This is a genomic window from Nocardioides sp. NPDC023903, from assembly GCF_040639295.1.
Lineage (GTDB): Bacteria > Actinomycetota > Actinomycetes > Propionibacteriales > Nocardioidaceae > Nocardioides.
Genome location: NZ_JBEZZS010000037.1, coordinates 19,456 through 33,329, shown reverse-complemented (window position 1 = coordinate 33,329; position 13,874 = coordinate 19,456). Strand labels below are relative to the sequence as shown.

Annotated in this window: 13 protein-coding genes; 6 read left to right on the top strand and 7 right to left on the bottom strand. The window is 66.1% G+C overall.

What is annotated here, in order from left to right; genetic code table 11:
- The 3 genes from AB0F44_RS25745 to AB0F44_RS25735 form a co-directional block, all read right to left on the bottom strand.
- Positions 1–837 (bottom strand): hypothetical protein, encoded by an 837-nt coding sequence (locus AB0F44_RS25745; protein ID WP_357359585.1) that lies wholly within the window; start codon positions 835–837, stop codon positions 1–3.
- A gap of 304 nt (positions 838–1,141) precedes the next feature.
- On the bottom strand, positions 1,142–1,627 hold the full coding sequence (locus AB0F44_RS25740) for a GNAT family N-acetyltransferase (RefSeq protein WP_357359583.1): 486 nt from the start codon (positions 1,625–1,627) through the stop codon (positions 1,142–1,144).
- Between the two features lie 145 nt (positions 1,628–1,772).
- The gene (locus AB0F44_RS25735) at positions 1,773–3,704 is read right to left on the bottom strand and encodes an AAA family ATPase (RefSeq protein WP_357359581.1); all 1,932 of its coding nucleotides are present in this window, start codon (positions 3,702–3,704) and stop codon (positions 1,773–1,775) included.
- Positions 3,705–3,876: 172 nt separating this feature from the next.
- Here AB0F44_RS25735 and AB0F44_RS25730 point away from each other — a divergent pair, with 172 nt between their 5' ends.
- Together AB0F44_RS25730 and AB0F44_RS25725 are read left to right on the top strand one after the other, a co-directional pair.
- Positions 3,877–4,185, top strand: coding sequence for a DUF4326 domain-containing protein (locus AB0F44_RS25730; protein ID WP_357359579.1), 309 nt, complete (start codon positions 3,877–3,879; stop codon positions 4,183–4,185).
- A complete protein-coding gene (locus AB0F44_RS25725; protein WP_357359577.1) occupies positions 4,182–5,201 on the top strand; it encodes a tyrosine-type recombinase/integrase in 1,020 nt (339 codons plus the stop codon). The genes AB0F44_RS25730 and AB0F44_RS25725 overlap by 4 nt, the downstream gene beginning before the upstream one ends.
- 766 nt (positions 5,202–5,967) lie before the next feature.
- Here the strand turns inward: AB0F44_RS25725 and AB0F44_RS25720 are convergent.
- A complete protein-coding gene (locus AB0F44_RS25720; protein WP_357359575.1) occupies positions 5,968–6,294 on the bottom strand; it encodes a hypothetical protein in 327 nt (108 codons plus the stop codon).
- Between the two features lie 368 nt (positions 6,295–6,662).
- Here AB0F44_RS25720 and AB0F44_RS25715 point away from each other — a divergent pair, with 368 nt between their 5' ends.
- On the top strand, positions 6,663–7,103 hold the full coding sequence (locus tag AB0F44_RS25715; RefSeq protein WP_357359574.1) for a hypothetical protein: 441 nt from the start codon (positions 6,663–6,665) through the stop codon (positions 7,101–7,103).
- Positions 7,104–7,164: 61 nt separating this feature from the next.
- Positions 7,165–7,770 carry a hypothetical protein gene (locus AB0F44_RS25710; protein ID WP_357359572.1) on the top strand — a complete coding sequence of 202 codons (606 nt, stop codon included), beginning with the start codon at positions 7,165–7,167 and terminating at the stop codon, positions 7,768–7,770.
- Between the two features lie 60 nt (positions 7,771–7,830).
- Here the strand turns inward: AB0F44_RS25710 and AB0F44_RS25705 are convergent, their stop codons facing one another.
- Genes AB0F44_RS25705 through AB0F44_RS25695 form a run of 3 tightly spaced genes read right to left on the bottom strand, consistent with a single transcriptional unit; the run spans position 7,831 to position 9,024 of the window.
- Positions 7,831–8,019, bottom strand: a complete 189-nt coding sequence (locus AB0F44_RS25705; protein ID WP_357359570.1) for a hypothetical protein — start codon at positions 8,017–8,019, stop codon at positions 7,831–7,833.
- A 37-nt stretch (positions 8,020–8,056) separates the two neighbouring features.
- Positions 8,057–8,752, bottom strand: a complete 696-nt coding sequence (locus tag AB0F44_RS25700; RefSeq protein WP_357359568.1) for a helix-turn-helix domain-containing protein — start codon at positions 8,750–8,752, stop codon at positions 8,057–8,059.
- On the bottom strand, positions 8,749–9,024 hold the full coding sequence (locus AB0F44_RS25695; protein WP_357359566.1) for a hypothetical protein: 276 nt from the start codon (positions 9,022–9,024) through the stop codon (positions 8,749–8,751). The genes AB0F44_RS25700 and AB0F44_RS25695 overlap by 4 nt, the downstream gene beginning before the upstream one ends.
- A gap of 171 nt (positions 9,025–9,195) precedes the next feature.
- Here AB0F44_RS25695 and AB0F44_RS25690 point away from each other — a divergent pair, with 171 nt between their 5' ends.
- Together AB0F44_RS25690 and mobF are read left to right on the top strand one after the other, a co-directional pair.
- Complete coding sequence (locus tag AB0F44_RS25690; protein WP_357359564.1) at positions 9,196–9,708, top strand: GntR family transcriptional regulator; 513 nt, start codon at positions 9,196–9,198, stop codon at positions 9,706–9,708.
- A gap of 460 nt (positions 9,709–10,168) precedes the next feature.
- Positions 10,169–13,732 carry a MobF family relaxase gene (gene mobF / locus AB0F44_RS25685; RefSeq protein WP_357359626.1) on the top strand — a complete coding sequence of 1,188 codons (3,564 nt, stop codon included), beginning with the start codon at positions 10,169–10,171 and terminating at the stop codon, positions 13,730–13,732.
- Positions 13,733–13,874: the final 142 nt, after the last annotated feature.

The following is a 13,874-nucleotide window of genomic DNA, read 5'->3' as shown; positions in this document are numbered from 1 at the left end:
TCAACCTCGAGCACAGACTTGGCGGTACTCCTGGCTGTCCAGGCCGGCGAGTACCCGTGCGGGGGCCTCGATCAACTTGCTCAGGCGGCTCGCTTGACGGGCCCAATGCACTGGATCGTCACCATCGACGAACGCTGTAGCAGAGGTGAACTGCCCCCGGAGATTGATCGGCAGTCGATCGGCGAGAGCCTTGGCGAGGTCACGCGCGGCTATTACCTGCGGCGACGGCGGTGGGCGAAGCCGGTCGAGACCCCGAGTCGGCCGAGCGACGGGCACCTTTCCCTTCGCAGCGTGGTTGAGAGTGTCGACCGCATCCTGGATCCAGTTGGCGTCCTGGACCTCGGCCATCGGAATGGCGACTTGTTGAACGCTGGCGATCGCGCCGCGACCCAGTGCGAGGGAGAGTCCTCCAGGGTCCTCGTGGTAGTTGAGATAACGGGCCACATCGACTCCCGACGGGCAGACAGTGTCTAGGTCCACATCTCCGACCCAGTTACTCGGGTCGGGGACCCAACCCGGCCTTACCGTGACGGTCGGCACGAGGTGCACGCGATAGAGGTGGAACTGGCTGCCGTGATCGGACTGGTCACAGATCCGCCGCAGCATGTTGTGGATCGCGGACTCGTACGTGCCGACGTGGAGGGCCTTTGCGCGCTGCCGCGCAGCCCACGAGGCGACGCGGTGGTCACCACCCATCCGCGCTCGAGTGTCGGCGTCCAGCTTGGCTGCGGGGTCGTAGTTTCGCCTGGGCCAGTCCTGGTGGGTGCTGGTGTGGTACCAGCCCAATTGCGTGACGCGGCGATCTTGAAGTGCCGGGTCGCCGGGATCAACGGTCACTCTCGGAGCATCCTCGTGCTCGCACGTCACACCGCAACCAGGGCAGGCTTCCTGGGCCTGCTCCCATCGGTCGATCCAATCCAAGTCGACGATCCACCGGTGACGGCAGGTTGGGCACAGCATGTGGCGCTCACGCCAGAAGTCGATCAATCGTTCCATTGCACATGCAGTAGAACATGGCGGTTGATGACCGTAGCCCCCTTCCATCTTCTGCGAAGGTTGGATGGAAGGACCCATCGATTTGGGGAGCTCCTCGGGAGAGACGAACTTCGGTGGCTGAAGACCGGAAACCGAATGGATTCGGTCAGCGCAACGGCAGGACCATCAGCCACGGCTTTCTGAAGTCCTCGTGGGGGCGTCCGAACTCGAGCCCATGCTTTCGATTCAGCGCCACCCTCGCCTCGCGGTCGTGGACGCGGTCCTCTTCCTCCTCCTCCTCAGGGAACGCGACGACCGCGACAGACCCCTGTCTCCGGGCATCGTCGATGAACCAGTCGAGAAGCGCATCAGCGGCGCCGCGCCGTCGGTGAGCTGGCCTCACATACAACGAAGTGATGTACGACCCAAGGGACTCCTCGCCAAGGTGGCGGTAGTCCTCGAGGTCGTCCCAGTTGCCGTAGTCGTGATGGCCCTCCAGCACCCCGACCGGGTCGGTTCCGATACGGGCGATGAGATACACGTACCGGTCAGTCTTCGAGGCATCCAGCCACGGTTTCCACTCCTGAAGGAGTTCCTGAGCTGTAGGGTCACCGGGCGCCACCCGGTCGACGGTGATCATGATTTCCTCCATGTCGGACTTCTTCCGGTTGCCCGCCTCATGCGTCGACGCCACCCGGTCACCGATCCTCGAAGCGGCGCCGGACTAGCGCCCTAGCCACAGGACCGGCCCTGTGCCACGAGCACGATGCCCGCGCCAGAGCGCGGGTCGTGGCGAGTCAGGTCAGCTGGGTGTTGATGCGGTCGAACATCTGGCTCGCGCGATCGAGAGTGGCGGCGCTGAGGGTCGGCAGCAATGAGGCCTGCTCCCGGAGGAAGTACGCCGACGGCTTGTAGTGATTGAGCCTGCCGCCGGCGATGCCCTTCTCTCGGAAGTGCTGCTCAACCCGAGCCGTCACCCGGCCGCCCTTCGACGTCAGGTCCTTCACCTTGATGTCGACGCCGTAGGCCCCGTTGACCAAGCCAAGATAGAAGCCAGCGTCGAAGATGTCCTCGACATCGGAGTCGACCTGGCCGGTGATCTCGCTGATCAGGATCAGCGACTTGTTGCCGAGGTAGCCGTTCTGCTGGAGCCCCTGAACCCGCGGCTTGTCCCTGCTGTTGGAGTCCATCAGCACCGCGGTGTTGAGCTGGTTGCTGCCGAGCAGGCTGACGAAGGTCGAGAGCTTGTCCGCGCCGCCGACCGGGGTGATGGTCCACCGGTCGTCGAGCGTGCTCTTACCGGCCGACTCGCACGCCTGCGAGAGCAGTTGGAGGTAGAGCATGTCGCTGGGCCCCTCGACCAGGAGGCAGTCCGGACCGACGAAGAGGGTCTGAGCGAGGTCGTAGCCGAGGGCGCCCTGGAGAGGGAAGAGCGTCTCGGCGTCGGTCTTGAAGACGTCGGATGAGACCTGGGTGCCGACTTCGTCGACGTCTTGCACCGTACGTACGCGCTCGACGTGGCGGGGGTCGATCAGGAAGGGCGAGTGCGTCGTGTAGACGACCTGGTGGCCCTGCTCGCCGGCGAGGCGGTTCTCGATGAACCGGAGGAAGTCGCCTTGGGCGGTGGCGTGGAGGTTCAGGCCGGGCTCGTCGAGCAGGATGATCGTGGCCCGGTTGTCGTCGACCTCGATGTCGGAGAAGAAGGCGAAGAACGAGAAGAACCAGACGAACCCGCGGGAGCGCTCGTTGAAGGGCACGGTCACTTTGTGGCGGGCGTTCCAGATGCGGACGTGAACGATGGAGCCGGCGTTGAGCGGCGGCTCGTCGTTGGGGTCGGCTGGTGCGACGCGGATGACGACGTCGAGGTTCTTGTTCTGTGACCAGAACTGCATGACGTCGTCGGTGATACCGTTGGCCGCGCCTTCGAGTTCGCGCGTCAGCGCCTCGTAGTCGGTGTTCTCCAGATCCTCCAGGTCGGCGTCGACCGTGGACAACAGCGCGAGGAAGGTCTCGTCGGCAGGGCTCAGGTTGCCGGTGTTCTGCTTGTCTCGCAGGTGCTGGAGTGAGATCTTGCCGTCCATAACGTTGTAGTCGTCGAAGTAGAAGAACCGCGGCAGGTGCGGCGAGAGGTACTCGTCGATCACGTGGAGCGAGACCCGGCCTGAGCGCCAGCTCTTGATCTCATCGAGCAGCGCCGTGACTGTCGAGTGCGGCTCCTCCAGGGCCTCGAGCTTCGCCTGGAGGTCCGTGAAGGTAGTGGCCTGGGCGACCAAGGCCTCGTCGCTGGAGGGGAGCTCGAGCCCCTTGATCTTGAACGCGACGGCGACCGCCTCGTCGGAATCGACACTGAAGGTCATGCCGGGGGCGTACCCCTTCTGGACGGTGAGCTTGCGGCTGGTCAGGTAGCCCACGCCGAGCTCCTCCTCGATCGCCGCGACCTCGTCGTCGTCGAGCTGGAAGACGGCGGTCAGTACCGGCGCCTGCTCTCCCGTCTTGGCCTTCGCCTTCTTGTACGCGGAGTAGTGACGGCTCGGGTAGTCCTTCACCTCGTCGTAGGTGGTCTTTTCCTTGATCGGGTTGAGCGGGTTGAGCAGATGCAGGGCCTGCAGGACGGCGGTCTTGCCAGCCTCGTTCTTGCCGACGAGGCAGGTGACGTCGTCCTCGAAGTCGATGAGGCCGGAGTCTTCGACGCTCCGGTAATTCTGGATTCTTGCCTTGGTGAGACGCACGTGGATGTTCCCCCTGTACGTGTGCGCGGCGTAGCCGCCATTCGGCTACGTGAACGGCAACGTACTCCGCGGCACCGACAGTTACGACGGAGTCATCCACAATGACATGATAAGAGTCATTATCATGTCATCATTTGGGTAGGAATCGAGTCGCGAGGAGGGGGTGTTCAAGGTGGCCGGCAAGCGACTGCAGCAGTCCCGACGGCGGGGTGGGCACCTCCCGCCCGGCGCCAAGAGCGTCGCCGGCACCAGGAAGTTCGCCAACCCGTACCGGCCGCCTAGTGGCCAGCGGTCACCGGAGGCGAACGCGGCCGCGGTCGCGCCCTACCGCGAGTACCTGGCCGAGCACCCCGAGCTCGTCACCCAGGCCCGTGAGGAGCTCGCCGGCTACGACCTCGCCTGCTACTGCGCGACCGAGCTGCCCTGCCACGTCGACATGCTCTTGGAGATCCTCGCCTCGGAACCGCAGGAGCCAGCATGAGCGACGACGTCGACCAGCCCAGCCGCGACGACGCCGACATCGTCGACAGCGACCGTGAGGCGGCCGTCTCGGCGGTCAGCGACTCGAACGCGGTCGTCGACCCGCGCGAGGAGCTGCGCTCGACGTTCCTCGAGCCGCTGTGGCAGCTGTCGCGCGAGCAGCGCGCCGAGGCCCTCGGCCATCGGTTCTTGCTGGACTACTCGGGGCACACCCGCCGCGCGTACGGCCGGGACCTGGCCAACTGGTTCAGTTGGTGCGCCGGGCTCGAGATCGACCCGCTCGACGCGAACCGGGCAGCCGTCGCCGGCTACAGCCGGCACCTGGAGACCACCGCGGCCCCGTCTACGATCGCACGGCGCCTCTCCACCCTTGCCGGCTACTACAAGTACGCCGTCTCCGAGAACGTGCTCGCCAGCTCCCCGCTCGAGCACGTGAAGCGACCCAGTGCGCCGGCCGACTCCCCGACGCTGGGCCTGGACCGCGTCGAGGCCAAGGCACTCCTGGCCGAGGCCGCCGAGCACTCCTCACGTGCTCGAGCACTCGTAGCTCTTCTGCTGCACGACGGCCTGCGGATCTCCGAAGCGCTGAAGGCGGACATCGAGGATCTCGGGTCGGTCCGCGGCCACCGGACACTCACGATCACCCGCAAGGGCGGGGCCCGGCGCGACGTCGTCCTCGCGCCGGCGACCGCCGCTGTTATCGAAACGTACGTCGGCGATCGGGAGACCGGACCTGTGTTCATCACCAAGTCCGGCAACCGGCTCGACCAACCGGGAGCCTTCCGCCTGATCCGGCGCATCGCGAAAGCGGCCGGGGTCGAGCACGCCGACCGGATCTCCCCGCACAGCCTCCGGCACACCTTCGTGACCCTCTCCCGCGAGGCCGGTGTCCCGCTCGAGGACGTCCAGGACGCGGCAGGCCACGCCGACCCACGCACCACCCGGCGCTACGACCGCGGCCGACACAATCTCGACGGACACCCGGCGTACACCCTGGTGGCCTTCCTCGCCGACTGAGGCCGACGGTCCACGTTCGCATGCACGAGCCACCCGATGCGAACCATCCGCGGCTCCGTCCACCGCCTTGGCGTAGGTTGTGGCGCCGTCGTTCCTCACGGGCCTCCCCAGTATGGGCGACGCCAGCATGGGCGGCAGAGTCTGCTGGTACTGACCTGGTCCACGATCCCTGTCCATGCCCCACTCCGCCGACTGGACGGCGTTTTTCTCCGGCCTCGCAAGTTTCGCCGGTACCCTTTTCGCTCTCGTCCTTGCCGCCCGACAACTTCGCGGGAAGCTCACCGCCAGCCCCACAGTCAAAGAAGGGGCCGCGAGACTTGTCGACTCGATCGGCGTGACCGTGGAGATCGGGGCAGCATGCATCTGGCTCACCTACTCCGGGGCCGCTCAAGCCGTCTTGTGGTATGCGCGCATCTGGGAGAAGAACGGACCTAGCGGAATCCGCGCGGCGCATGTCTGGGCGACCCCAGCAGGCGCTGTCGGCTCGCTATCCACGGTCCCGCTCGCCCACCGGTGGGAAGCCGGCCGTGCCGACCCGCGCACTACCCGGCGCTACGACCGTGGCCGACACAATCTGGACAGACACCCCGCCTACACGCTCGGAGCATTCCTGGCCGACTAGGACCATGAGGGGAGAGAAGGGAGGGCCTGCGGCGCCCAGACTGAGCTGCGCCGCAGGCCCTCCCTGACCTGATGATGTGACCCGTCGCTTCCGACCTGAGCGGATAATCCCCTTATCCGCTTAGTGCTGGCGCGACTTTGCAGGTCACAGGATCATCCGTACCTGTGTGATCTGACCGTCGTGTCCAACGAGCTGGAGAGTGTCTCCCTCCTTCCGGATCTCGTTGAAGAACGCGTAGACCGACGTGGCTCGCCGCACGACCTCAGTCACGGTGGTGCCCTCCTCCTCGGCGGTGTCACGCAGGGTCTTCGCCGTCTCGGCGTTGATGTTGATGTGGAGGCGGGTGTTGCGCGGGGGTGCATCCTGCTTGGTGTCGGTGCCGTCCGTCTCGGCGTTGATGTTGATGCGGGGGCGGGTGTTGCGCGGGGGTGCATCCTGCTTGGTGTCGGTGCCGTCCGTCTCGGCGTCCATGGTGTGCCATTCCCTTCTTCGGCGCGGCCCCAACCGCGCGGTTGAATCATTTCGATACCTGGGCACTCGGGCGCACGCCTCGCCCGCGTTAGTGGGGCGTTCTTGGTGGCGTGCGTGGTGTCCAAGAGGCCTAGCCACACTAACATAGATGCACATTTCATGTGCACGATTGGCCCACTGGCGGTGGGCCCTGTTCGAGGCTATGATCGTGAGGACATTCGCAACACCTCTGTCGGGTCCATACCGCCAGAGTCGCACGGCCTCACTGAGAGCGGGACTTTCGTCCCCGCCTCCCGTTGACAAGGAATGTCATGGCGAGACCCTCTCCAGCCGATCCCTCGAAGCGACAGAAGCGAGGACCGTGGCTTGTGGCGGCCACCTTCTTCCGGCCGAAGCGGAAGTCCAGTCTCCGCATCGACAAGATCGTGGTCCACGACGCAAGCGACCCTGACGCCCAACAGGATCTGCCGCAGGGTCCGGGCACGACCTCCGAGCTCGTCTTTGTCGAGCCGATGAACGAAGGCGAGGACGTCGCGTCTCACGACATCCTCGAGCCGATCGACGAAGCCGCGGAGACCGAGGCCCGCGCCGATGCTGAGCCCGTGCTCCAGAAGGACCCGCCCTCGCCGCGCCAACACGACCGTGACCTCCTGCTGGTCCTGTACACGCTCGGGGTTCTGGTCGTGTTCGGATCGCTCGCCTGGACGGCCTATAACAACAACCTTGCGGGTACGCCCGGTCTCCTCGTGGTCACGGGCGCCGTGCTGGCAGCCATCCTCGTGACCTACGACCGGTGGCGCCGCCGGTGACCTCGACGACTACAGGATGATGAGCTCGAAAACGTGACCTGGTGGACAGTGGAGGCTCGTCGTGAGTAGCGCGTTAGTGATCGCGGTCATCAGCGCCGTCGCCGGGCCGATCCTGGTTGGCCTCTTGGTGCGGTACCTCGATCAGTACACCGGCCCCGCTGCGTTGCGGCGGCGCATCCTGGAGGACTACGCCCTCCTAGAGAAGCTCCCCGAAGACGACGAGGCCCGGCCATTCCTCGAGGGGATCATCGACGCGCACGTCTGGCGCTATGCGTACACCCACTACGTTCACCGGGCCCGAGGCCAGATCCGCCCCGCTGTGGCAACGATCGGCACTGTCGTAGCGTCGATAGGGATCCTGGGTGGAGGAACTCTCGTGTTCCAGGCGAAGGCACCGGAAGTCGACCCGACCAGCCCCGCTGCGATCGAGGAGAGCGTGCGCCGCATCGATCAGTGGAGCGACTACTTCCTTGTGTTCCTGGTGGTCGTCATCGGGGCCACTATCGGCTTCGTGATGCTCATCTGGTGGGCGTACCTGCACTACCTGTGGAATCCGTCGCTGCCGCTGGACCTCCCCGACTCGCTCAAGCCCGCGGTCGCCCCGGAGGATCCGGGTGGTGGAGACTCCAGCCCTGCAGCGCCTGGCTCGGATGTTCCGAGCGAGTAGCGCCGGCGAGACTTCGACGAAGTTTGAGATTCAAATACGCGTCTGGGCCGTGCTGACTTTCTAGCAGGGCCAGCTGCTCACGCCGAGCAGTTGCCAGCCCTCGGGGACCCGGGCATCGACGGCCTCGCGCGCGTCCCCGTAGGTCGCGCGAGTAACGGTGATCTCTTCGCGCCGGCCCTCGTCGACGCCGCCGACGGGGCGAGGACGTGCGGAGGCGTAGAGCGTCACCAGGTCAGGTTCGGAGGCCACAAACAGATCGTAAGTCTGTTCGGTCTCAACCGGGCTATCAGATGGGCTCGTCATGGAAGGCCTCGAGCAGCTGCGCCGCGGCCGCGGAGGCTGCCAGGATCTTGTGGTCGTCGCTGCCGCAGATGCGCAGGCAGGTTGTAGCCACGGCCTCTGCTGTGCGGGGTCCGGCGGGGTCGCCGCCGCTGCGGATGTTGATGACGGTGTCGACGACCTGGACGAGCATCTCGCCGAGACGCTTCTGGCCAACGAGGTCGACGATGGTCGCCGGCGCGATCGAGCCCCCGAGGCGACCGTAGGCCTCGACGAGCTCGGCGCGGTCGTCACGGAACTCCGCGAATGCCGCGCTGTTGGTGACGTCGGGGAGCCGGGACAGCACGCCGATGTTGTGGCGCGCGGTGGCCAGGGTGCGTACGTCGACCAGGGCGAGAAGGTAGAGCGCGGTCTCGTGGGTCTCCGGCGGGACCAGCTGCTCGATCTTGGCGATCTTGTCGACTGTCGGTCGCACCGATCGCTTGAGTAGCTCGGCGAGGATCTCGTCCTTGTTGGCGAAGTGGTAGTAGAGCGAGGCCTGCCGGATCCCCACGGCGTCGGCGATCTCACGCGTCGAGGTCGCAGCGAAGCTGCGCTCGACGAACAGTCGGGCCGCAGCGTCGAGGATCTGGTCGCGCGGTGAAGCGTCGCCGCCGTACGCGATGTGCCGAGGCCGGCCCGGTCGGCGGCGCTGCGAGGTCATCGCGCACCTCCCTGCAGCGCCAGGTCGCCGACACTGTCGCGCTCGACCCGGTGACCATCTGCGGCCTCGCTGTAGTCGTGGCTCTTGCTGGCTAGCTTGCGGTGCTCACGGGTCACGGTCCGATACTCATCGAGGACCAGTTCCTCCGGAGCGGCGCCGCGATCGAGCTGGTTCGCCAGAGTGAGGGCAAGCGCAGCCCGCGCTCGCCTCGCCGACTCCGTCTGCTCCTGGCGACGTGCGCGGACTCCCGCGGTGGTGTCTGCGGCCCACATCAGCTGGCCGCCGTGACATCAGAAGTGCGCTGGTTGGTGCTCAGAACTCTCATGGGGTCTACACCTCGAACTCGGGCTATCCGGTTGTCCTTCCACCATCTTGCCTAGCCTGGCTAGCCAAGTCAATAACGATTGGTCTATTCAACCTAGGCAAGTTGTTACGCTGGTGTGGTGAGCCTTGACCCGGACGACCCTCGACCGCCGTATCAGCAGATCGCCTCGGCGCTGCGCGCCGCGATCTTGACCCGCAAGATCGGGCCGGGCGAGAAGCTGCCGAGCCAGCACGAGCTGAGCCAGACCTACGGCGTTGCTCGGATGACCATCCAGCAGGCGTTGCGGGTCTTGAAGGAGGAAGGCCTCACGGTCTCGCGCCAGGGCAGCGGCGTGTTTGCTCGCGTACGTACCGAGCGGCCCGTTGGCCTGCGGCCGCACATCGAGGCGGCTTTCGAGGCCGAGCACGTCACGGTCGACTTCGTGGGCTACACCGCCGAGACTCTGCACGGCGTGCTCGCCGAGCCGCTGGACAAGGTCCGCGCCGGCCGACTGACTCCGAAGTCGCTTCAGATCCGACTGTTGCTCTCGGACATGAGCCGGCCGCCAGTCAATCTCTTTACGCAACGGGAAAGTGGGCGCGTTTTGGCTGGTGAGAGCCGTGGTGGGGTTGCACCGTCAAGGGGCGAATGACCTCCAAGGAGGTCGGTCCTCGCCACGACTTTCCCGTTGAAGATGGTCTTGATGCACCTGTCTCGGGTGCATCCTGTTTTCGCAGGTCAAAGGGCGGACTGGTGTGAGGTCAACGCGTCAGGGAGCAATCTCGCCCTTGCTCAGCGGAACACCCGGGGCAGCACGGCCTGCGCGGTGACTGTTGCCGAGTCAAGCACCGTCAAAGTAAAAGTTTGAGATTTGTGAGCACTCCGACGCCGTGCACCTCAACGAATCATGTGGCTGAGTACGGAGAGACTCCCGTATCACCATCGAAGGGACAGAGCCAGCGACTCCGCTGCTGACTCCATGTCGAACACGACCGACGATTAGTTCCTATAGCCCGAGGCGGCCGTTCTAGCCGTTAGGTTTGCTCGCTCAACCCAAATCCCGCCTCACACGCTTGGCAGATCGAGGGGGAGTGGCCCGGGCTTGGGCCTTGATGCTCACCTCAGTGAGGGAGGTGCAGCGGATGACGGTGTCGATGCGCGTGATGCATGCCGGTGACGGTTACAAGTACCTCCTTCGGAGCGTGGCCGCGGGCGATGGCAACCGTTCGCTCTCGACGCCGTTGACGCGCTATTACGCCGAGGTGGGCACGCCGCCTGGGCGGTGGCTCGGATCGGGATTACCCGCTGTTGGTGGAGCGCAGGCCGTGGCTGGGGCGCAGGTGACCGAGGCGCAGTTGGGGTTGTTGGTTGGGCTTGGTCGTGACCCGGTGACCGGCGAGCCGTTGGGGCGGGCCTACCCGGAGTACAAACCGACCCGAGAGAGAGTTGACGAACGCGTACGCCGCTTGGACCACGATCTCTCGGTCGGCGAGATCAACGCGGAGATCTCACGAATTGAAGCAGAGGAGGCCGCGCACTCGGGTCGGCGAGCGGTGGCCGGCTACGACTTCACGTTCAGCGTCCCGAAGTCGGTCTCGGTGTTGTGGGGCGTGGCCGACGCGAACACTCAGGAGCTGATCGTCGCGGCACACCACGCAGCCGTCGGGGACGTCGTCGACTTCATGGAGCGTGAGGTTGCCGTGACCCGCGCCGGTGTCGCCAACGCCGATGGGGCGGTGGCGCAGGTCGCGACTCATGGGCTCATCGCGGCGGCGTATGACCATTGGGACTCCCGTGCACATGACCCACAGCTCCATACCCATGTGGTGATCTCCAACAAGGTGCAGGCCGATCTCGATGGTCGCTGGCGCAGCCTGGATAGTCGTCCGATGCACGGCGCGGTCACTGCCGTGTCGGCGTACTACAACGCGGTGCTCGCTGACCGGCTGACCGGCACCTTCGGGCTGGGCTGGGAGCAGCGCGCGAGAGGCGCCGACCGCAACCCTCAATGGGAGATCACTGGGGTCCCGGAGTCGTTGGTCAAGGAGTTCTCCAGCCGTACCCGGGCGATCGAGGTCGAGAAGCAGCGGATGATCGACGAGTACGTCCATAGGCATGGCCGACGACCCAACAACGCCGCGGTCGTCGTGCTTCGAGCTAGGGCGACCTTGGCGACGCGTCCGGAGAAACAGGTCCGGTCGCTCGAAGACCTGACCGCAGAGTGGCGTCACCGCGCGGGGCGCCTCCTGGGCCGTGACGCGACAGGTTGGGCACGTTCGGTGATCTCATCTGGCACACCGGGGCTCGTTTCGGTCGACCGCCGGATACCCGCTGAGCTGGTGGACGAGATCGGTGCGGTTGTCGTGGCTGAGGTGGCGCGGAAGAGGGCGACCTGGCGCCGGTGGAACCTGTGGGCCGAGGCATCACGCCAGACCATGCACCTGCGGTTCACGAGTGCACGCGAGCGGGAGGCGCTGATCGCGCGAGTGGTCGAGTCCGCGGAGATGAACTCGGTGGCGCTTACTCCTCCGGAGCCCGTCGTTAGTCCGGCCCAGTTCCGGCGCGAGGACGGCACCTCGGTCTTCCGTCCCCGCCACAGCACGATCTACTCCTCGACCAGCGTGATGGCTGCCGAGGACCGCGTCCTGGCCCACGCCAATGATTTCAGTGCTCCCGTGGCGAGTCCCGTATCGGTCGCAGCTGTCGTCAGGCGTCGCCATGATGGCCGGCGCTTGACTCCTAGTCAGGCCGAGGCGATCACCGCTATCGCGACCTCCCGGCGTCAGGTCGACCTGCTCGTTGGCCCTGCGGGGGCGGGGAAGACGACCGCCATGCATGCACTGCTCCTCGCCTGGACCCGGGAGCATGGCCGTCACAGCGTCGTTGGGCTCGCCCCATCGGCTGCCGCGGCGGAGGTGCTCGCCAGTGACCTCGGCATCGCATGCGAGAACACCGCGAAGTGGCTCCATGACCACTCCATCGGGCTGCGTGTCTTCCGTCGCGGGCAGTTGGTGATCCTCGACGAGGCCACTCTCGCTGACACCGCGACCCTCGACGAGGTCACCGGCATCGCTGCGGCCGCCGGCGCCAAAGTGCTCCTCGTCGGGGACTGGGCTCAGCTTCAGTCCGTCGACGCCGGCGGCGCCTTCGCCATGCTCGCGGCGACTCGAAACGATGTCGCTGAGCTCACCGAGATCCACCGGTTCACCCACGACTGGGAACGGGCTGCGAGCGTCGACCTCCGCGCCGGCCGCATCGAAGCCATCACCGCCTACGCCCACCACGACCGCCTCCGTGACGGCACCACCGACAACATGCGCGAGGCCGCGTACGCCGCCTGGATCAGCGACCAGACCAACGGCCTGGCCACGATCTTGGTCGCCGATTCGACCGAGACCATGCACGCCCTCAACGTCCGCGCTCGAGCCCAACGCGTCATCACCGGCCAGACAACCGCATCGCGCGAGGTCGCCCTTGCCAGCGGCGAACCGGCCTCGACCGGCGACCTGGTCATCACTCGCCGCAACGACCGCCGCCTCCGCACACCAGGCGGCGTCTGGGTACGCAACGGCGACCGCTGGCGCATCGACAAGGTCAACAAGGACGGCAGCCTGACCGTCTCCCGCCAGAACGGCCACGCCGCGACGCTCACTCTCCCTTCTGTGTACGTCGCCGAGCACGTTGATCTCGGCTATGCCATCACCGCTCACCGCGCCCAGGGCGTCACCGTCGACACCGCCCACGCCCTTGTCTCTGCGAGTACTACCAAGGAGAGCCTGTACGTCTCAATGACGCGAGGCCGCAGGTCTAATAACGCGTACGTCGCCCTCGATCAGCCCGACGAGACCCACACCAGCCCGGCTGGTGAGGACATCAATGCCCAGACGGTGCTCTTCGGCATCCTCCAGCGCACCAGTGTCGAGCTCTCCGCCCACCAGACCATCGCATCCGAACAGGAGACCTGGACCTCCATCGCCCAACTCGCCGCCGAGTACGACACCATCGCCGCTGCAGCCCAGCGCCCACGCTGGGAAGCCCTCCTACGATCCTCCGGATTGACTGAGGCTCAAACGGAATTCGTCATCACCGGTGACTCCTTCGGTCCTCTGACCGCGGCCCTACGCCGAGCCGAAGCCTGCGGCCATAACATCGACGGCCTATTCCGGCGCCTGGTTTCCCGACGTGATCTGAGCGACGCCGACGACATCGGGGCCGTTCTGCAGCACCGACTTCGCCTTTCGACGGACATCGGTGCTGTGAGACAGGTTCCGGCCACAACCTGCGCCACTTTCATCGCGGGCATGATCGCCGAGGCCGTTGGCGCGATGGCGCCCGAGATGAGAGAGGCGCTCGGCCAGCGCAGAGACCTCATCGAGGGCCGCGCCGCCGAGCTCGCTGAAGCGGCGCTGGTCGCCGCCCCAGTCTGGCTGCGTCGCCTCGGAGACCCGCCGAACACCCCGGCCGCACGACGCGACTGGCTAACCCTTGTCGCGACCGTCGCGGCCTACCGAGACCGCTATGGGATCACCAGTGACCTCCCGCTTGGACCCAGCGCTCGAACCGAAGCCGAGCGTGCCGACAGGCGCCAAGCGCTGGCTGCCCAGCGCCGGGCGACGGCGATCGCCGGGGCGCCGGGTTCGACACGACGGTCCGCACCAATCTCGCCACAAAGATAGCTAGCTACCTCGGTGCCTAGCGCGCCGGCCGTTCGCCCGCTCGGCATGCTGCGAGCCGACGCATTCAAGAAGCGGGTCGAGCCCGAGATCCGAGTGGCCCCCGAGCAGAGCTCAGGGGCCATCGGGGGATCGTGATGGATCA